The sequence below is a fragment of the Stutzerimonas frequens genome (assembly GCF_024448335.1).
Taxonomy (GTDB): Bacteria; Pseudomonadota; Gammaproteobacteria; order Pseudomonadales; family Pseudomonadaceae; genus Stutzerimonas; species Stutzerimonas frequens.
The window spans coordinates 373,619-391,324 of sequence record NZ_JAMOHM010000002.1; the positions used below are offsets into that span (position 1 = coordinate 373,619).

Below are 17,706 nucleotides of genomic sequence, written 5' to 3' on the forward strand. Positions count from 1 at the left end.
GATCGACGCTTTCGCAACCGCGTGAACGCCCGTGCCATGCTTTTAGCATCGCCTAAATCGGTGACGGCCGCGCTGTTTTTTTTCTTCCTGCTCGCATCTCATTGCACCCAACGCGGATAGAAGCCGAGCGCGGCCTGAATGTCGGCATCGCGCAACGCCGCCACACCCTGTGGCGCACTGCCCTGCTCGCGGTCACCGCGGAAGAAGAATCGACGGCCGTCGGCCAGGGTCAGGTACAGGCCGACCGCACCGTGCTCGGTCAGCGGCACCAGTACCAGCTGCCCGTCGCCGAACACATCGAGACTTTGCCCATGTCCGAGATAAGGCCGCGGCTCGAATTGCAGGGGCTGCCAATCGATCGGATGGCGGAACTGGCTCGGCAGTACCGCCGGAGGTGTCGCCGTCTGCAGGTAGTCGAGGCTGTCCGGGCTGGCCAGCACCGGCACGCCTGGGAAGTCGGCCAGCCCCGAAGCATGCTCCCAGCGCACGCAGCCCAGCACTATACGGTCGATGTACAGCCCGTCCCGCTCCAGCTGGTCGCGTGCCGGTTGCACCTCGCCGTAGCGCTTGATCCGCCACGGCAGCTCGGCGTCCAGCTGCACATCGATCTGCCGCCCCAACCCGGTACCGAACAGCAGACGGGTGCCGCGATGTTCGATCAGGATGGCGATGTGCTGGGTCTGTGGCTGAGGCTGCCAACCGCCGCGGCGCAGCAAGAAGTCGCCACTTTCGCTCTGCGCCGTCTTCAACAGGCTGAAACGCAACCCTTCCGCTACGGCATTGGCCGAAGCCACCGCACCCAGCAGCGCAACCAGCAACATTGCGACGATTCGCCCGGCCCGCTGCTGGATGCGCTCGACGAGCGTCCACACTTTGCGCATGTTCATGACGGCTACAACCCGGGCATGCCGACATAGCCGGGCAGCGCGCGGATGCGCCCGAACCAGGCCTGCAGCGACGGATATACCTGCAGATCGAGCCCGCCGTCGCCACCGAGCGCGACATTCGGGTAGACGGCGACGTCCGCGATAGTCGGCGCCCCCGTCTGCGCCAGCCAGGCATGCTGCGCGAGGTGCCGTTCGAGCGTGCGCAAGGCGCTGGCGGCACGTGCCTGGGCCAGCGACTCGTCGATCGGCCGGCCGAACAGCTTGCCCAGACGCAGGGTAGCCGGACCGTGCTGCACCTCGTTGGCAGCGAAGCTCAGCCAGCTGGCGATACGGCCCTGGGTCTCGGCGTCCTGCGGGTACCACTCAGTGGCATAACGCTGGGCCAGATAGACCAGGATCGCCTGGGAGTCCTCGAGACGGAATTCGCCATCCTCGAGCACCGGAATCTGCCCGCGCGGGTTGATCGCACGGAACGCCGGCTGCTTGTGCTCGCCCGCCAGCAGATTCACCGGCAGACACTCGACCGGCTTGCCGATCAGGCTGAGGAACAGGCGAACCTTGTGGCAATTGCCGGACAGCGACAGGTCATGGAGCTTCATGGTGTTGTCCTCTTCATTGGTGTGCTTGGTCGTTGGGCACGACTGGATAATAGACAGACCTGTCTGTACACTGCAAGCACCACGAAGGAACGACAGCTGGAGCGAGCGACGAGCGCTCCCGCATAATGGTTGAACCGCAGGAGGTATCCATGGCATCGAACAAGCGCGACCAGCTGCTCAACACCGCAGAGAATCTGTTCTATCGCGAGGGTTATCACGCCACCGGCATCGATCGCATCCTGGCCGAATCCGGTGTGGCCAAGATGACGCTGTACAAGCACTTCAAGTCCAAGGACGAACTGATCCTCGCCGTGCTGGACGCCCGTCACGAGCTGATGCTGACGCGCCTGCGCGAGCGCGCCGGCAAGCTGCCGCCGCGCGAGGCGCTACTGGGCGTTTTCGATGGGCTGCACGGGATGATCCATGGCAACGGCTCCTTCTGCGGTTGTCTGTTCATCAACGCTGCGGCCGAATATCAGGACCGTGAGCACCCCATCCATCGGCGCTCGGCGGCCTACAAGGCGGAGCTGCAGAGTCATCTGCGCGAACTGCTGGAGCGGTTGGATGCGCCCGAGCCGCTGCGGCTGGCGCGGCAGCTGCAGTACCTGCTCGAAGGGGCGCTGAGCATGGCGCACATCGAGGGCCCAGGCGAGCAGGCGCTGGACGCCAAGGCCGCCGCCGAATGCCTGCTGAACGCCGCAGGCATCTGAGCGCGCCGTTCAGGCGCGCCCGATAAACACCGTCAGCCGGCGCTCGCCTCGTCTTCGCGAACCCGGAACCAGGCCGCGTACAGCGCCGGCAGGAACAGCAGCGTTAGCGCCGTGGCGACGATCAGCCCGCCCATGATCGCCACCGCCATCGGCCCGAAGAAGATGCTGCGCGATAGCGGAATCATCGCCAGCACCGAGGCCAGCGCCGTCAGCACGATGGGTCGGAAGCGCCGCACCGTAGCCTCGACGATGGCGCTGAAGCGCGCCTGCCCGGCACCGATATCCTGCTCGATCTGATCCACCAGGATCACCGAGTTGCGCATGATCATTCCCGACAGCGCGATGGTACCGAGCATCGCCACGAAGCCGAACGGCTGGCCGAACAGCAGCAGGAACAGCGCCACCCCGATGATGCCCAGCGGCGCGGTGAGGAACACCATGGCCGAACGCGAGAAGCTCTTGAGCTGCGCCATCAGCAGGGTCATCACGACGATGACGAACAACGGCAGGCCGGCATTCACAGAACGCTGGCCACGTTCGGAATCCTCCACCGTGCCGCCGACCTCCAGCAGATAGCCACTGGGCAGCTGCGCGCGGATATCGGCCAGGGTCGGCTCGATCTGCCGAACCAGTGCGGCCGGCTGCTCGTCGCCGTAGACGTCGGCGCGCACGGTGACAGTCGGCAGGCGGTTGCGGTGCCAGATCACGCCCTCCTCGAAGCCGTACTCCAGCGTTGCCACCTGCGACAACGGTACGCTGCGGCCGCTCTCGGTAGGAATCGCCAGGCTCGGCAGCATGGACAGTTCCAGCCTTTCACGCTCGGTCCCGCGCAGGAGGATCTCGATCAGCTCGTTGTCTTCACGGAACTGGCTGACCCTATTGCCGATGAAGGTTCGCCGCAGAAAGCCGGACAGCTCCGCGGTACTCACCCCCAGCGCACGAGCTCGATCCTGATCGACGTTCAGGCGGACCATCTTGCTTGGCTCCTGCCAGTCCAGATGGACGTTGGCCACATGCGGGTTCTCGCCGACCTTGGCAGCGACCTGCCGCGCCAGCCCACGCACCACATCGATGTGCTCGCCGGTGACACGGAATTGCACCGGATAGCCCACCGGCGGGCCGTTCTCCAGCCGCGTGACGCGGCCGCGCAGAGTCGGGAAGTCCTCGCGCATGCGTTCGATCAGCCAGCTGCGCAGGGCCTCGCGGGATTCGATGCTGTCGGCCAGCACGACGAACTGGGCGAAGCTGGTCGCCGGCAGCTGCTGATCCAGCGGCAGGTAGAAACGCGGCGAGCCGGTGCCGACATAGGCCACGTAGTTGTCGATGCCGTCCCGTTCCTTGAGCAGCTGTTCCAGCCGCGCCACCTCCGCTTCGGTCGCTTTCAGCGAGGCGCCTTCGGCCAGCTTGAGGTCCACCATCAGCTCCAAACGGCCGGACGCGGGGAAGAACTGTTGCGGCACCAGACGGAACAGCACCACCGCGGCGGCGAAGATCGCCAGGGTGAGCAGGATGACGGTCTTGCGCCGGCGCACGCAGAAGGTCACCACGCGCCGTACGCGCTGGTAGAACGGCGTGGAGTAGGGATCGTGTCCCTCGCCCATTCCGCCGTGCTTGTGCGCAGTTTTCTTGGCCATGTCCGGCAGCAGCTTCTCGCCGATCAGCGGCACGAACATCACCGCAGCGATCCAGGAGGCGATTAGCGAGATCGCCACGACCTGGAAGATCGAGCGGGTGTACTCACCGGTGCTGGAGTTGGCCGTGGCGATGGGCAGGAATCCCGCCGCGGTGATCAGCGTGCCGGTCAGCATCGGAAAAGCCGTGCTGGTCCAGGCGAAGCTGGCGGCGCGCAGCCGGTCATAGCCCTGTTCCATTTTGATCGCCATCATCTCGACCGCAATGATCGCGTCGTCCACCATCAGCCCGAGGGCCAGTACCAAGGCACCAAGAGAAATCTTGTGCAGGCCGATGTTCAGGTAGTTCATGGCGGCGAAGGTCATCGCCAGCACCAGCGGAATCGACAGCGCCACCACCAGGCCGGTGCGCACACCGAGGGAGAAGAAGCTCACCAGCAGCACGATCACCAGCGCCTCGATCAGCACCTTGACGAACTCACCGACGCTGGTCTTTACCGCCGCCGGCTGATCCGAGACCTTGCGCAGCTGCATGCCGGCCGGCAGTTCCTGCTGCAGGCGAGCGAACTCCTGCTCCAGTGCCTCGCCGAGCACCAGAATGTCGCCGCCGCTCTTCATCGACACGGCGAGGCCAAGGGCAGGCTCGCCCATGAAGCGCATCCGCGGTGCAGGCGGGTCGTTGAAACCGCGGTGCACTTCGGCCACATCACCGATGCGGAACGTGCGCCCGGCGACGCGGATGGGAAAATCGCGAATCTCCTTGACCGTCTCGAAGCTACCGGTGACGCGCAGCTGCACCCGGTCACTGATGGTCTCGACGAAACCGGCGGCGGTCACCGCGTTCTGTGCCTCAAGCGCCTGGCGCACGGCCTCCAGCGGAACACCGAGGGTGGCCAGCTTGACGTTGGACAGTTCGATCCAGATCTTCTCGTCCTGCAGGCCGATCAGCTCGACCTTGCCGACGTTCTTCACCCGCTGCAGTTGCAGCTGAATGCGGTCGGCGTAGTCCTTGAGGATCGCGTAGTCGAAACCTTCACCGGTCAGCGCGTAGATGTTGCCGAAGGTGGTGCCGAACTCGTCGTTGAAGAACGGCCCCTGTACGCCCGGTGGCAGCGTGTGGCGAATGTCGCCGATCTTCTTGCGGATCTGGTACCAGAGGTCGGGAATGTCCTTCGAGCGCATCGAGTCGCGCGCCATGAAGGTGACGTTGGACTCGCCCGGCCGTGAGAAGGAGACAATGCGCTCGTACTCGCCGGTCTCCATCAGCTTCTTCTCGATGCGTTCGGTGACCTGGCGTGAAACCTCTTCGGCGGTGGCGCCAGGCCACTGGGTCTGGATGACCATGGCCTTGAAGGTGAACGGCGGGTCCTCGCTCTGCCCGAGCTTGCTGTAGGACAGCGCACCGACGAGGGCCAGCAGCAGCATCAGGTAGACGACGATCTGCCGGTTCTGCAGCGCCCAGGCGGAAAGATTGAAGCGCATCGCGTTACTCCTGGGCAGCCAGCTCGACGGGGCGGTTGTGGCGATCGACCGGCCGCACCGGCTGGTTGTCGCTGAGCATCTGCACCCCGGCCAGCACGATCCAGTCATCGGCAGCGAGGCCGTCGAGCACCGGCACCAGCCGCTCTCCGAATGGTCCGGTGCGTACCTCGACACGCTCCACGGTGGAGTCGGGCTTTAGTCGCCAGACGTGTGCCCTGCCCTGTTCGGCGCTGAGCGCGGAGAGCGGTACGGCCAGCGCGACATCATCGTCGCGGCGGATGCTCACCAGCGCGCTCTGTCCCAGCTCGGCCGGCACCTCCTGTTCGATGAAGGCGACGCGCGCGGAATAGGTCCGCGACTGCGCATCGGCGGCTGGCGAGAGTTCGCGGATCTTGCCGAGATAGTGGCGCCCCGGTTGCGACCAGAGTTCGACCTCGACTTCCTGGCCAACCCGGTAGCGCTCCAGCGATTGCTCCGGCAGATCGATGGCCACTTCCCGCTCGCCATCCGCTGCCAGTACGAACGCGGTCTGCCCCGCAGCGACCACCTGCCCTACCTCGACCCGGCGCTGCGCGATCAAGCCGTCGCTGGTGGCGCGCAGTACCGCGTAGTCGACCTGGTTGCTGGCCACGTCGAACTCGGCCCGCGCCTGTTGCAGACGGGCCGCCGCGGCGCGGTAGGCGTTGTCCGCATTGTCGAATTGCGACTGGCTGACCAGCTGGCGGCCGAGCAGCGCCTGATAGCGATCGTATTCCGCCTTGGCCACCCGCAGGTTGGCTTCCGCGGCGGCGACCTGGGCGCGCATGCCGTCCAGCTGCAGGCGCACGTCCTGCGGGTCGAGGCGCGCCAGCGGTTGGTCCTTGCGCACCCGATCGCCGGCCTCCACCAGCCGCTCGACGACCTTGCCGCCGATACGGAACGCCAGCTCCGGCTCGTAGCGCGCGTGCACTTCGCCGGGATAGCTTTCGCGCGCCTCGCTGGCCGGTTGCGGATGCACGACCATGACCGGCCGCGGTAGCTGCTCTGGCGGCTCACCATTGCCACAAGCGGTCAGAGTGAGCGCTAAACCAAGCACGGAAGCGAAGGACAGGACATGTCGGAACACGATGAAGGTCTCTCTGTCGCGAAGCGGATTGGAATACTTATACTGCGCGGTATAGTAAAAATAGCGTACCAGCCAGTCCACTATTAAAACGCCCATGATCGAAAGTCATTCTCCATCCCCCGGTCCCGGCCGCCCGAAGGACCCTGCCAAGCGCGAGGCGATTCTCGCCGCTGCGCAGGTGCTGTTCCTCGGCAACGGTTACGAGGGCAGCAGCATGGAAGCCATCGCCAGCGAAGCCGGGGTTTCCAAGCTCACGCTGTACAGCCACTTCAAGGACAAGGAGGCGCTCTTCAGCGCCGCCGTGAAGACCACCTGCGAAACGCGCCTGCCCAGGCGGCTGTTTCAGTTGGAGGCCGATTGCGACATCGAGAAGGTGCTGCTGGCGATCGGCGGCGCCTTCAATGAACTGGTCAACAGCCCCGAGTCCATCGGTCTGCATCGAGTGATGGTGGCGATGGCGACGCAGAATCCGGGGCTGGTGAAGATGTTCTTCGATGCCGGTCCGCAGCAGCTGCTGCTGGATCTGCAACAGCTGTTCGGCCAGGCCGACGCGCTCGGCCTGCTACGCATCGACGATCCGCTGCGTGCAGCCGAGCATTACTGTTCACTGATCAAGGGCGCGCAACACTTTCGCCTGCTGGTTGGCTATGCCGAAGCACCGATCCAGGCGGAAAGCGATCAGCACGTGAAGGATGCGGTGGGCGTCTTTCTGCGCGCCTACCGCGGCTAAGCCCGGCGCAGCGTCGTCTGCCCGGAGTCAGGCCTGCAGCTTCTTCTTCGGGTAGATGTCGTAGCGGCTGGACTTGCCTTCCAGACTGTAGCCGGGCTTGGCGCCATCAATGGCCGGCGCCTTGCGCGGGCGCTTGACCACCACCCGGTGACTGGCCAGCTCCAGCGCGGCGGCAAGCAACGCCGGCGCGTCCAGGTCGTCGCCGACGAAGGGCCGGAACAGGCGCATCTCTTTCTTCACCAGTGCACTTTTGTCACGGTGCGGGAACATCGGGTCGAGGTAGACGACCTGCGGCGGCTCGCCCTGCCAGTGCTGCATCAATTCGATGGCGTTACCCTTGAGCAGCCTCATCCGCGCAGCGATGATGGCCACGTCCGCATCCGCAGCCGCGCGGCTCAGACCATCCTCCAGCAGCGCAGCGATCAACGGCTGGCGTTCAATCAGACTGACCTCGCAACCCAGCGTTGCCAGCACGAAGGCATCGCGCCCCAACCCGGCGGTAGCATCCAGCACCCGCGGTCGGATACCGGGCTGAATGCCCACTGCCTTGGCGATCATCTGTCCGCTGCCACCACCGAACTGCCGCCGGTGCGCCGCCGCACCCTCCACGAAATCCACCCGCACCGGCCCCGGCGCCTGTGCCTCGAGCAGCTGCAGCTGCAGACCGGCCTCGCCCACCTGCAGCGCGAACTCGGCCTCGGCCAGCTCCTGCGGCAAACCGAGGCGCTGCGCCCATTGGCCAGCGACTGCGGCGAATGACGGCGCGAGCGGCTCGACCCGAACCAGAGGATTGCTTGCGGACATGGGGCACCCGAGGACGATTCAAAGCGGCGCATTGTGCCAGAGCAGGCCTGCGGACGTCCGGGCTAGCACACCTAACGGCACATGCCGAAACCGCCCATATCCACATGGAAGTGATCGTGATGGGCCGCGTTGTATTCCGGCCCCAGCGTCACGTTGAACGCCTTGCAGGCCGCATCCCGTACCTGGCGCAGGAAGCGCGCCTTGTCGCCCTCGCCCTGCCAGTCCCGCGCCACCGTGATACGCGTGCCGTCCTGCAGATGAAAGCCGGCCAGATCCAGCGCATTGGCACTGGCATGCTGGCTACGGCGATTGCTGCGGGCGATGTTGCGGCAGGCAAAGCTGCCGAAATGATCGATACGCACCACCGGCTGGCCGAACACAGCCTGCGCGGCCGGTTGCAGGCCGTGCATCTCGAACATCGCATAGGCGGCCGCCAGTGGACAGGTGGCCAGAAACGGGCCGTTGAAACGCACGTCCGAACCCTGCACCCGCACACTGTTCTGCACCGGGCAGCCCGGCTCTGGCGTGCTGTTCGGCACGGCGGCGTAACGCAGCGGTGCCGTGGCCAGCGCCTGTTCGCAGAGTGAGCGATCCTGCTGCAGGCGCCTTAGCTTGAGCGAGGCCAGCAGGTTCGGCGGCTCGCGAATATCCAGCGGCGCCCAGGGATTCCAGCGCGGCGGGATATCGATCAGCTGCTGCTGCACCGCCAGCACGAAGCCGGCCAGCAGCGTCAACAAAAGGAGGAAGAATCGGCCGAAGGTCATACCTTATGGGCAACGACTCAGCGGTGAAGTTGAGCGCAGTGTTTTACAAAACTGGTCGATCCGACGCTCAGTCCAGCAGCGAAAGCTGCGGTGCCGGGCGAATCGTGGAAAGCGCTGGCATACCAGGCAGACGCTCGCTCAACAGCTGATGAAAGCGCATCGCCAGCTGCGGCGCGCGGTGATTGTCCGGCGTATGCAGATAGACGTGCGGCGTCTTGCCCGCCTCGATCCAGCCCGCCACCTTGTCCAGCCAGGGTGCGAGAAAGGCATCGTTGGCTTCCAGCTGCGGATGCCCCACGAAGCGCAGCTGCGGCGAATCGCTGAACGCCGCCGGCCGCACCGGCAAACGTGGCTTCTTGCTCTGCGCATGCAGCACCGCCGGATCACGGGATTGGCAGCTGAACAGCGCCCGACTGTCGAGACAGATGCGCTCCACGCCGCGATCGCGCAGCAGACGATTGAGTGCTCGCTCGCCCTCACCCCTGTCGAAGAAGGCCGGATGGCGCACCTCGATGGCCAGCGGCGCCGCGAAGCCTTCGATGAAGGCGACCAGCTCCGCCAGCCGAGCCGGACCGACGCTGGCCGGCAGCTGCAGCCAGAATGGCGTTACCCGCCGCCCCAGCGGCTGCAACAGGCGCCGGAAGGAGTGCGCCGTATCCAGCGCTGCATGCAGATTCTCGGCCTGGCTGATCTCCCGGGGAAACTTGGCGCAGAAGCGAAAATCGTCCGGCATCTGGCTGGCCCAGCGCTGGACCTTGTCGTCCGATGGCCAGGCATAGAGCGTGGTATTGCCTTCGACCGTGTTGAACACCGCGCAGTACTCGGCCAGGAACGCGGACGGCAGGGTGCCCGGCGCGTAGAGCGAGCCGAGCCAGGCGCTCTCGTTCCAGGAAGGGCAACCGAGAAAATAGGGAAACTGCGGCAGAAGAAAGCGCCTCAGGCGTAAAGGTCGAGCCCGAGCACCTCGGTGCCGTCGAGATCCACGGGCATGCTGGCGGTGCTGGTATAGCTGGCCAAGGCCTGCGCGACACGGCTGGAAAGCGGCCGCTCGGGTTGCGGCTCGTCATAGCGGAAGGCGGCGTAGCGCTCGACCAGCGCGCTGGAATTGACCCGCTGCTGCGGGCGATCGGCCTGCGGCTGATAGCCCTGTCCGGTGCGCGAATCGACACCGCGCTGAGCCTGTGCGGCCCGCTGCGTTTCCCCATAGCTATCCGCCGCCCTGCCGGTACGGGCAGAACGATCCGTTGCATAGGGGACGGGGAGGAAGCTATCGACGCGCATCATTGGACTCGATCAGAGGCCCGGCGACTCTAACGGGCGGCCATGGCTTTGGCAACGGCTCGCGTCATTTGATCCCTTTCGGCGTCGCGACGTTGTCGCGCAGGTACACCGGCTGGGCCTGATCGGCCTCCAGCGCCTCGCCACGCTGCCAGGCAAACGCAGCCAGGCGCAGCAGGTCTTCGGCGTGGGGCAACAGGGCGGCGTCGCAGCCCTGCACCGCCACCGGTATGCGCTCGGCATAGCCCCAGCCAGTGCCGGCGCCGAACCAGTCGCCGTCCGCAGCGCGCGGCAGAACGGCCTGCTCCGGTGGCAACACGGCCTCGCTGCCGACCAGCCGCATCTCCCCGCTCTGCTCGCGGTAACAGCCCCAGTAGACCTCGTCCATGCGTGCGTCGATGGCCGCGGCGACCTGAGTCGCGCCCTGTTCGCGCCAGGCCCGCTGCGCGATGGTTGCCAGCGTGGACACCGGCAGCACCGGGCGCTGCAGAGCGAACGCCAGCCCCTGTACCACGCCGATGGCGATGCGCACGCCCGTGAAGGCGCCCGGTCCGCGCCCGAAGGCGATGGCATCGACGGCGGATAGCCCGACACCCGCCTCGCCGAGAAGCGTCTGCACCATCGGCAACAGCCGCTGGGCATGCAGGCGCGGAATCACCTCGTAGTGACTCAGCACCTCGCCGTCATGCAACAGCGCGACTGAGCAGGCTTCGGTGGCGGTATCCAGGGCCAGCAGCGTGGTCATCAGGGCATTCCGATCGGTAAAAAAGGCGCAGATTCTAACGCATTCAAGCGCCGGGTTGCGGTGCCCAGCCAGAAACGAAAATGCCCGCATCCAAGGATACGGGCATTGATCGAAGCGTGTCGCTCGGCGCGATCAGCTAAGAGCGGCGAACACCTTGGCGGTGATCTCGTCCACGGAACCGACACCTTCGATACGGCTGTACTTCGGCGTGCCTTCGGCGGCAGCCAGGCTCTGGTAGAAGTCCACCAGCGGCTTGGTCTGCGCATGGTAGACGGACAGGCGATGACGCACGGTCTCTTCCTTGTCGTCTTCGCGCTGGATCAGCTCTTCGCCGGTCTCATCGTCCTTGCCGGCAACCTTCGGCGGATTGTGCTCGGTGTGATAGACGCGACCGGAGGCCGGATGCACACGACGACCGGCGATACGGCCAACGATCTCTTCATCGTCCACGGCGATTTCGATCACGTTGTCGATGCGCACACCGGCTTCCTTCAGCGCTTCGGCCTGCGGAATGGTGCGTGGGAAACCGTCGAAGAGAAAACCATTGGCGCAATCGGGCTGAGCGATGCGCTCCTTGACCAGGTTGATGATCAGGTCATCGGACACCAGACCGCCAGCATCCATCACGTTCTTGGCCTTGAGGCCGAGTTCGGTGCCGGCCTTGACAGCCGCACGCAGCATGTCGCCCGTGGAGATCTGCGGAATACCGAATTTTTTGGTAATGAAGCCTGCCTGGGTACCTTTGCCGGCACCGGGCGCTCCCAGCAGAATCACACGCATGGATGAGTCCTCGATTTTCTTGGAAGGGGGCGATCGCCAGCGGGCCGGTGCGGCTCGTCGCTGTCGAATCAAAAATTCTGGTTTGCCGCCATGCGGCAAAAGGTTGAACACGATACACAGCGCACCGGGACGGCACAAGCCGTCCCCAAAGCGTCTATCACCCTGCATAAATCGCGGAATTGGTAGCCGGGCGACCGGGCTGTCAGGGTAGCTGTATGCCCGCCGATCCGCTCGCCGGACACCCTAGCCGGTGTTGCGCAGCCCAGCGGCGATACCCGCCACGCTGACCAGCAAGGCTTGCTCCAAAGGGCTCTCGGCCGGGCTCTGGCAATTTCGCGAACGTGCCAGCAACTCGATCTGCATCAGGTGCAGCGGATCTAGGTAAGTGTTGCGCAGACTGAACGCCTCCTGGGTCTTGGGGCTGTGATCGAGCAGATCTGACTGGCCGGTCAGGCTCAGCACCGCACCGATGACCTGCGACAATCGGTCACGCAGATCGCCGCCCAGCGAAAGCAGCTCAGGTTGCACCAGCCGCTCATCGTAGCGCCGAGCAATGTCGGCGTCGGCCTTGGCCAGCACCATCTCCAGCATGTCGATGCGTGTACTGAAGAACGGCCAGCGCGCGCGCATCTCGGCCAGCCTTTCCGCCTCGCCGCGCTCCAACGCACGATGCAGGGCGTGCTCCCAGCCCAGCCAGGCCGGCAGCATCAGCCGGGTCTGGGTCCAGGCGAAGATCCAGGGGATCGCCCGCAGGCTCTCCACGCCGCCTTCGCGGCGCTTGGCTGGGCGGCTGCCCAACGGCAGGCGGCCCAGCTCAAGCTCAGGCGTGGCCTGGCGGAAATACTCGACGAACAGTGGATGTTCACGTACTACGCCGCGGTAGGCGCTGACCCCATCCTCGGCCAGGCGATCCATGGTTTCCCGCCAACCGGCTTCAGGCAACGGTGGCGGCAGAAGCGTCGCTTCCAGCACGGCGGCGAGGTACAGATTCAGATTCTGCTCGGCGATATCCGGAAGCCCGAACTTGAAGCGAATCATTTCGCCCTGCTCGGTCGTACGGAACCGCCCGTCGACCGATCCCGGCGGTTGCGAAAGGATCGCTGCATGCGCCGGGCCGCCACCACGCCCGACGGTGCCGCCACGGCCGTGGAACAACAACAGCTCCACGCCGTGCTCGCGACAGACGTCCACCAGCTGCTCCTGAGCGCGGTACTGAGCCCAGGCCGCCGCCGTGGTGCCGGCATCCTTAGCCGAATCGGAGTAGCCGATCATCACTTCCTGCGGTCCGTGCAGGCGCTGACGGTAGCCGGGCAGAGACAGCAGACGGTCGATGATCGGCGCGGCGTTGTTCAGGTCATCCAGGGTTTCGAACAGCGGCACCACGCGCATCGGACGCTGCAGGCCCGCCTCCTTGAGCAAAAGCTGCACGGCGAGCACGTCGGAGGCCGCATGCGCCATGGAAATCACATAGGAGCCCAGAGAAGTGGCAGGCGCCTCGGCGATCACCGCGCAGGTAGCCAGCACTTCGGCGGTATCGGCTGACGGGTGATAGTGGGCCGGCAACAATGGGCGGCGGTTGCCCAACTCCTGCTGAAGCCACTCCAGCCGACGCTGCTCGTCCCACTGCTGGTAGTCGCCCAGGCCCAGATAGTCGGTGATCTCGGCCAGCGCAGCGGCATGGCGAGCGGCATCCTGGCGGATATCCAGGCGCACCAGGAACAGGCCGAACACAGCAAGCCGACGCAGGCAATCGAGCAAGGCGCCGTCGGCGATCATGCCCATGCCGCAGGCATGCAGCGAGCGGTAGCACAGTTCCAGCGGTCGCCGCAGCTGCGCACAATCCTGCAGCACGTCTGCCGGCGCTGGCTGGCCGTGCTCGATGGCGGCCCGCGCCCAGTCACGGGTCGCCCGCAAGCGCTGACGCAGCGGCTTGAGCAATACGCGGTAGGGTTCCGGCGACTCCCCCGTCTGGCGTAGCAGCTCGTCACTGGCCGCGCTCATCGACAGCGCCGTGATCAGCCCCTCGATCTCCCGCAGGTACAGGTCGGCGGCGACCCAGCGTGCCGTCAGCAGAACTTCGCGGGAGACCATTGCGGTGACATTGGGATTGCCGTCGCGGTCGCCGCCCATCCAGGAAGCGAAGCGAATCGGTGCTGCCTCCAGCGGCAGGTGCAGGCCGGTCAGTCGGCGCAGCGTGGCATCGGTCTGGCGCAGGACATTGGGTACGGCCTTCCACAACGAGTTCTCGATCGCCGCAAAGCCCCACCTGGCCTCTTCCACCGGCGTCGGCCGGTTGCGACGGATTTCCTCGGTGTGCCACACCTCGGCGACCAGACGCTGCAGCTGCAGCTCGATCCGGGCCAGCTCGGCGGCCGAGAGATCGGTGTGGTCGCGTGCCGCCAGTTGCTCAGCGATGGCGTCGTACTTCTGGATCAGGGTGCGCCGCGATACCTCGGTCGGGTGGGCTGTCAGCACCAGCTCGATATCCAGCCGGCTGACCTGGCGGGCGAGAAACTCGTCGCCGTGGCCGGCCGCCTTCAGGCGTTCGAGCAGATCGGGGAAGACGCTCGCCTCGAACGGCGCAGGCTCACTGGCTGTACGGCGACGGACCTGGTGATACTGCTCGGCGATATTGGCCAGGTTGAGAAACTGGTTGAACGCCCGGGTCATTGGCAGCAGCTCGTGCTCGTCCAGGCTGTCCAGCGTCTCTGCCAGCTGCTGCGCGCCCTCGGCCGATCCTCGCCGGGCAGCCTTGGCCCCCTTGCGAATGCGCTCGATCTTGTCGAAGAACTGATCGCCGTGCTGGGCACGGATGGTATTGCCGAGCAGCTCGCCGAGCAGATGCACGTTGTCGCGCAGGCGCGCATCGATGATTTTCGCCATGACCTTTGCTCCTCCCGCCAATACGGCCAATGAGTTTCGCGAGCCTCGCCAGTCTTGCACGACCGATTCGCCGCTATGCATCAGACGCTTCGCTGGGCAAACGATCCTGAACGGCTACGCTGAAATTATCTCCAACCAGAGTGCCCACCGCGCAGCGCCATGACAAGGCATCAATGGCTAGCGCGCGTGGGCATGCAAGTCCGGTCATCACCGCTCGTGCGCGCGGGCATAAGGAGTAACCATGAGAATTTCCGAGCTTGTCAGTCATTGGGAGCGCGACGCCAAGGGCCGCATGAGCCATACCACCTACAGCATCCCCCTGGATGTCGAGAGCGCAGCACGGCTGGCCGCCTTGGCCGAGATGTATCCCAAGCGCAGCACCGAGGCGCTGCTCGGCGAACTGGTTGGCGCCGCCCTCGAAGCGGTCGAAACCAGCCTGCCCTATGTGCGCGGCACGCATGTGATCGCCACCGACGAACAGGGCGACCCGGTCTATGAAGACGTGGGCCCCACTCCGCGCTTTCTCGAGCTGTCGCGCAAGCACCTCAAGCGCATGCTCGACGAGCCAGACGCAGACAGCTGAGTCATCGGTCGCTGCTAGCGGCCGCGAGCGCGCAGCGCCGGCGGCCGCACTCCCCTCTGCTGCGCGGAATCCCGCGCGGCTCCGCCCTCGCTACACACTTCACCCCCTTGCCGTTTCGCTGACGACCGCTCTAGCCCGCCAATTCGACGGAACGTTTGGCGCCGTGTGACCTCACAAAAATATGTCCCGACATCGGTAGTGCACTAATCAGCCCACTGCCCGGCCAGGGACGGTAGCTATCCGTTAAGCAATTCGAACTGGAGACTGACCATGAACAAAGCTGTCGCAACCCACGCTTCGAGATTCCAGCTACCCAAGCTTGCAGCCATTGCATTGGGCGGCCTGCTGCTGACGGCCTGTGCGGGCAACCCACCGACCGAGCAGTTCGCAGTGACCGAATCGGCAGTGCGCAGCGCGGTCAGCGCGGGCGGCACCGAGTACGCCGCCGTGGAGATGCGTGCCGCGCAGGAAAAATGGAAAGAGGCCGAGCTGGCCATGCAGAAGGAAAACTACGAACAAGCCCGCAAGCTGGCCGAACAGGCCGAATGGGATGCCCGCGTTGCCGAGCGCAAGGCAGAAGCGGCCAAGGCGCAGAAGGCCGTTGAGGACGCACAGCAGGGAATCCGTGAGCTGCGCGAGGAAAGCATGCGCAGCGTTCGCTGAACCCGCATCAGGTTCGACATTCCGTTTATTGCACAAAGGATGAATTCGTCATGCACAAGCTCGTAACCCTACCGACTCTTCTGGCTCTGAGCATTGGCCTGGTGGCCTGCGCCAACCAGCCCAATCAGAACCTCGAAGAAGCCCGCAGCAGCTACTCCGCGCTGCAGGCCGACTCGCGTGCCAACAAGCTGGCCGCGCTGGAGACCCAGGATGCCGGCACCATGCTGGACAAGGCCAACAAGGCCTATCTGAACGATGCGGACGAGGAGACGGTGGACCAGCTGGCCTACCTGACCAAGCGCCGCATCGAGCTGGCCGAACAGACCATTGCCCTGCGCAGCGCTGAAGAGGAGCTGGGCAAGACTTCGGCACAGCGCGCCGAGGCGCGCCTGGAAGCGCGCGAGGCGCAGATTCGCAAGCTGCAGGAAGACATGCAGGCCAAACAGACCGAACGCGGCACGCTGGTGACCTTCGGTGACGTGCTGTTCGACCTGGACAAGGCCGAACTGAAACCCGCCGGTATGCGCGGCATCCAGAAGCTTGCTGAGTTCCTGAACGAGAATCCGGAGCGCAAGGTGGTGGTCGAGGGTTATACCGACAGCACCGGCTCCGACTCTTACAACCAGCAGCTGTCCGAGCGCCGCGCCCAATCCGTGCGCCGCGCATTGACCCACGCGGGCGTCGACCCACAGCGCATCCAGGCGGTGGGCTATGGCGAGCAGTACCCGGTTGCGAGCAACGACTCGCCGTCCAGCCGCGCGATGAATCGCCGCGTCGAGGTGACCATCTCCAACGACAACAAGCGCGTCGCTCCGCGCTCGTCGATGGAGTGACCGTGAAGCATGGGCATCGCGCACTGATGCCCAGTCCCTGTTGCAGCCCGTCGCCCTGACGGGCTGTTCTATTTGCTCTCCTGCGGCGCGTCCTGACCCATGCAGCGCACTGCCCGCTTCCTGTTGTCCACCAGCACGCCGGTCAAGCCCTTCTGCTCGGTATCGAACAGCACCAGCACACCATCAATGCACTGAGCCACCTGCGACGCCGGCTTCAGCGATACCCGATAATCCTCGCCCGGTATGGTCTTGAGCATGGTGAAGTCCGCCAGCAACAAGGCATCCTCGGGCTTGGCGACATGCACGTAGCCGTAGTAGCTGAGCACCCCGACCGTCCCGATGACGGTGCCGACGGCGGTGAGGATATAGGGGATCAGATTACGTTCGGACATGGATGATCTCGGCAGGACAAAGTCAAAAGCGGATTGTGACAAATCTGGCGCGCTGCGAGTCGCCTCATTTTCCACCGGCACCGGTTTCGCCGCGGGCCTGGTAGGTCGCCTCGTAGACCCGTTCGGCCAGCCGCGAGAACGGCAGGCTCTGGATCCAGACGCTACCGGTGCCCTTCAGGGTTGTCAGCAGCAGCCCTTCGCCACCGAACAACATGCTCTTGAGTCCACCGGCGAGCTGGATGTCGTAATCGATACCGGGCGTGAAGGCCACCAGGCACCCAGTGTCCAGGCGCAGGGTTTCGTTGTTCAGTTCCTTGCGGATTACCGTTCCGCCGGCGTGCACGAAGGCCAGCCCATCGCCATCCAGACGCTGCAGGACGAAACCTTCGCCGCCAAAGAAGCCGGCACCGATGCGCTTGCTGAAGCTCACACCGATCCGCGTGCCGAAAGCCGCACAGAGGAAGGAATCCTTCTGGCAGATCAGCGTGCCGCCTACCGCGGCGAGGTCCACCGGCACCACCGTACCGGGATAAGGCGCCGCGAAGGCCACACGCGACTTGCCTTTGCCTTCATTGGTGAAATGGGTGAGGAACAGCGACTCGCCGGTGATCATCCGCTTGCCCATGCCCCACAGCTTGCCGAGCACACCGCTCGCCGAGCCATCGCCCATGCGTGCTTCGAAGCGCACGCCGTCGGTCATGTAGTTCATCGCGCCGGCCTCGGCGATCACCGTCTCGCCGGGGTCGAGGATGATCTCCACGCTCTGCGCGGATTGTCCGAGGATTTCGTATTCGAGTTCGTGACTGGTCACGGCGAGCTCCTGGTCCTGTGATTGCA

Annotated in this window: 18 protein-coding genes; 5 read left to right on the top strand and 13 right to left on the bottom strand. The window is 65.1% G+C overall.

The window, feature by feature from the left end; all coding sequences use genetic code 11:
* Nucleotides 1-98: 98 nt before the first annotated feature.
* Nucleotides 99-887: an MBL fold metallo-hydrolase gene (locus tag NAO55_RS04560; protein ID WP_180981635.1), complete on the bottom strand. Its 789-nt coding sequence runs from the start codon at nucleotides 885-887 to the stop codon at nucleotides 99-101.
* Between the two features lie 5 nt (nucleotides 888-892).
* Entirely contained in the window at nucleotides 893-1,486 is a 594-nt protein-coding gene (locus NAO55_RS04565; RefSeq protein ID WP_102840099.1) for a glutathione S-transferase family protein, read from the bottom strand.
* A 149-nt stretch (nucleotides 1,487-1,635) separates the two neighbouring features.
* Between NAO55_RS04565 and NAO55_RS04570 the strand changes: the two genes are divergently transcribed.
* Complete coding sequence (locus NAO55_RS04570; protein ID WP_102840098.1) at nucleotides 1,636-2,196, top strand: TetR/AcrR family transcriptional regulator; 561 nt, start codon at nucleotides 1,636-1,638, stop codon at nucleotides 2,194-2,196.
* Nucleotides 2,197-2,228: 32 nt separating this feature from the next.
* Here NAO55_RS04570 and NAO55_RS04575 read toward each other — a convergent pair whose 3' ends face one another.
* Nucleotides 2,229-5,309 carry an efflux RND transporter permease subunit gene (locus NAO55_RS04575; protein WP_102840097.1) on the bottom strand — a complete coding sequence of 1,027 codons (3,081 nt, stop codon included), beginning with the start codon at nucleotides 5,307-5,309 and terminating at the stop codon, nucleotides 2,229-2,231.
* Between the two features lie 4 nt (nucleotides 5,310-5,313).
* On the bottom strand, nucleotides 5,314-6,414 hold the full coding sequence (locus NAO55_RS04580) for an efflux RND transporter periplasmic adaptor subunit (RefSeq protein WP_102840402.1): 1,101 nt from the start codon (nucleotides 6,412-6,414) through the stop codon (nucleotides 5,314-5,316).
* Nucleotides 6,415-6,508: 94 nt separating this feature from the next.
* On the opposite strand from NAO55_RS04580, the gene NAO55_RS04585 reads away from it, so the two are divergent.
* Entirely contained in the window at nucleotides 6,509-7,144 is a 636-nt protein-coding gene (locus tag NAO55_RS04585) for a TetR/AcrR family transcriptional regulator (RefSeq protein ID WP_102840096.1), read from the top strand.
* Nucleotides 7,145-7,171: 27 nt separating this feature from the next.
* On the opposite strand, the gene NAO55_RS04590 is transcribed toward NAO55_RS04585, so the two are convergent.
* From NAO55_RS04590 to ppc, 7 genes are all read right to left on the bottom strand, one after another.
* Nucleotides 7,172-7,948 (bottom strand): class I SAM-dependent methyltransferase, encoded by a 777-nt coding sequence (locus tag NAO55_RS04590; protein ID WP_063539970.1) that lies wholly within the window; start codon nucleotides 7,946-7,948, stop codon nucleotides 7,172-7,174.
* A 71-nt stretch (nucleotides 7,949-8,019) separates the two neighbouring features.
* A complete protein-coding gene (locus NAO55_RS04595) occupies nucleotides 8,020-8,712 on the bottom strand; it encodes an extensin-like domain-containing protein (protein WP_102840095.1) in 693 nt (230 codons plus the stop codon).
* A 67-nt stretch (nucleotides 8,713-8,779) separates the two neighbouring features.
* The gene (locus NAO55_RS04600) at nucleotides 8,780-9,637 is read right to left on the bottom strand and encodes a DUF72 domain-containing protein (protein ID WP_256070073.1); all 858 of its coding nucleotides are present in this window, start codon (nucleotides 9,635-9,637) and stop codon (nucleotides 8,780-8,782) included.
* 11 nt (nucleotides 9,638-9,648) lie between these two features.
* Complete coding sequence (locus NAO55_RS04605) at nucleotides 9,649-9,993, bottom strand: hypothetical protein (protein WP_102840401.1); 345 nt, start codon at nucleotides 9,991-9,993, stop codon at nucleotides 9,649-9,651.
* Nucleotides 9,994-10,057: 64 nt separating this feature from the next.
* Entirely contained in the window at nucleotides 10,058-10,735 is a 678-nt protein-coding gene (gene tsaB / locus NAO55_RS04610; protein WP_102840093.1) for a tRNA (adenosine(37)-N6)-threonylcarbamoyltransferase complex dimerization subunit type 1 TsaB, read from the bottom strand.
* 132 nt (nucleotides 10,736-10,867) lie between these two features.
* Entirely contained in the window at nucleotides 10,868-11,515 is a 648-nt protein-coding gene (adk, locus tag NAO55_RS04615; protein WP_102840092.1) for an adenylate kinase, read from the bottom strand.
* Nucleotides 11,516-11,758: 243 nt separating this feature from the next.
* A complete protein-coding gene (ppc, locus tag NAO55_RS04620; RefSeq protein WP_102840091.1) occupies nucleotides 11,759-14,398 on the bottom strand; it encodes a phosphoenolpyruvate carboxylase in 2,640 nt (879 codons plus the stop codon).
* Nucleotides 14,399-14,639: 241 nt separating this feature from the next.
* Here ppc and NAO55_RS04625 point away from each other — a divergent pair, with 241 nt between their 5' ends.
* The 3 genes from NAO55_RS04625 to lptF all read left to right on the top strand — a co-directional run bounded on the left by NAO55_RS04625 (nucleotide 14,640) and on the right by lptF (nucleotide 16,477).
* Nucleotides 14,640-14,981: a hypothetical protein gene (locus NAO55_RS04625; protein ID WP_063539977.1), complete on the top strand. Its 342-nt coding sequence runs from the start codon at nucleotides 14,640-14,642 to the stop codon at nucleotides 14,979-14,981.
* A 270-nt stretch (nucleotides 14,982-15,251) separates the two neighbouring features.
* Nucleotides 15,252-15,644, top strand: a complete 393-nt coding sequence (locus NAO55_RS04630) for a DUF4398 domain-containing protein (RefSeq protein ID WP_063539978.1) — start codon at nucleotides 15,252-15,254, stop codon at nucleotides 15,642-15,644.
* Nucleotides 15,645-15,694: 50 nt separating this feature from the next.
* On the top strand, nucleotides 15,695-16,477 hold the full coding sequence (gene lptF, locus NAO55_RS04635) for a lipotoxin F family OmpA-related lipoprotein LptF (RefSeq protein ID WP_063539979.1): 783 nt from the start codon (nucleotides 15,695-15,697) through the stop codon (nucleotides 16,475-16,477).
* A gap of 68 nt (nucleotides 16,478-16,545) precedes the next feature.
* Here lptF and NAO55_RS04640 read toward each other — a convergent pair whose 3' ends face one another.
* Both NAO55_RS04640 and NAO55_RS04645 read right to left on the bottom strand, forming a co-directional pair.
* Nucleotides 16,546-16,869: a PA3694 family proteiin gene (locus tag NAO55_RS04640; protein WP_102840090.1), complete on the bottom strand. Its 324-nt coding sequence runs from the start codon at nucleotides 16,867-16,869 to the stop codon at nucleotides 16,546-16,548.
* Nucleotides 16,870-16,933: 64 nt separating this feature from the next.
* The gene (locus NAO55_RS04645; RefSeq protein WP_102840089.1) at nucleotides 16,934-17,680 is read right to left on the bottom strand and encodes a TIGR00266 family protein; all 747 of its coding nucleotides are present in this window, start codon (nucleotides 17,678-17,680) and stop codon (nucleotides 16,934-16,936) included.
* Nucleotides 17,681-17,706: the final 26 nt, after the last annotated feature.

Excerpts from the sequence above, each read along its gene's own strand:
- NAO55_RS04605 (WP_102840401.1), bottom strand. The coding sequence starts at position 9,993 with ATGCGCGTCGATAGCTTCCTCCCCGTCCCCTATGCAACGGATCGTTCT.
- NAO55_RS04585 (WP_102840096.1), top strand. The coding sequence starts at position 6,509 with ATGATCGAAAGTCATTCTCCATCCCCCGGTCCCGGCCGCCCGAAGGAC.
- NAO55_RS04595 (WP_102840095.1), bottom strand. The coding sequence starts at position 8,712 with ATGACCTTCGGCCGATTCTTCCTCCTTTTGTTGACGCTGCTGGCCGGC.
- tsaB (WP_102840093.1), bottom strand. The coding sequence starts at position 10,735 with ATGACCACGCTGCTGGCCCTGGATACCGCCACCGAAGCCTGCTCAGTC.
- adk (WP_102840092.1), bottom strand. The coding sequence starts at position 11,515 with ATGCGTGTGATTCTGCTGGGAGCGCCCGGTGCCGGCAAAGGTACCCAG.
- NAO55_RS04590 (WP_063539970.1), bottom strand. The coding sequence starts at position 7,948 with ATGTCCGCAAGCAATCCTCTGGTTCGGGTCGAGCCGCTCGCGCCGTCA.
- NAO55_RS04640 (WP_102840090.1), bottom strand. The coding sequence starts at position 16,869 with ATGTCCGAACGTAATCTGATCCCCTATATCCTCACCGCCGTCGGCACC.
- lptF (WP_063539979.1), top strand. The coding sequence starts at position 15,695 with ATGCACAAGCTCGTAACCCTACCGACTCTTCTGGCTCTGAGCATTGGC.
- ppc (WP_102840091.1), bottom strand. The coding sequence starts at position 14,398 with ATGGCGAAAATCATCGATGCGCGCCTGCGCGACAACGTGCATCTGCTC.
- NAO55_RS04570 (WP_102840098.1), top strand. The coding sequence starts at position 1,636 with ATGGCATCGAACAAGCGCGACCAGCTGCTCAACACCGCAGAGAATCTG.
- NAO55_RS04565 (WP_102840099.1), bottom strand. The coding sequence starts at position 1,486 with ATGAAGCTCCATGACCTGTCGCTGTCCGGCAATTGCCACAAGGTTCGC.
- NAO55_RS04625 (WP_063539977.1), top strand. The coding sequence starts at position 14,640 with ATGAGAATTTCCGAGCTTGTCAGTCATTGGGAGCGCGACGCCAAGGGC.
- NAO55_RS04575 (WP_102840097.1), bottom strand. The coding sequence starts at position 5,309 with ATGCGCTTCAATCTTTCCGCCTGGGCGCTGCAGAACCGGCAGATCGTC.
- NAO55_RS04630 (WP_063539978.1), top strand. The coding sequence starts at position 15,252 with ATGAACAAAGCTGTCGCAACCCACGCTTCGAGATTCCAGCTACCCAAG.
- NAO55_RS04560 (WP_180981635.1), bottom strand. The coding sequence starts at position 887 with ATGAACATGCGCAAAGTGTGGACGCTCGTCGAGCGCATCCAGCAGCGG.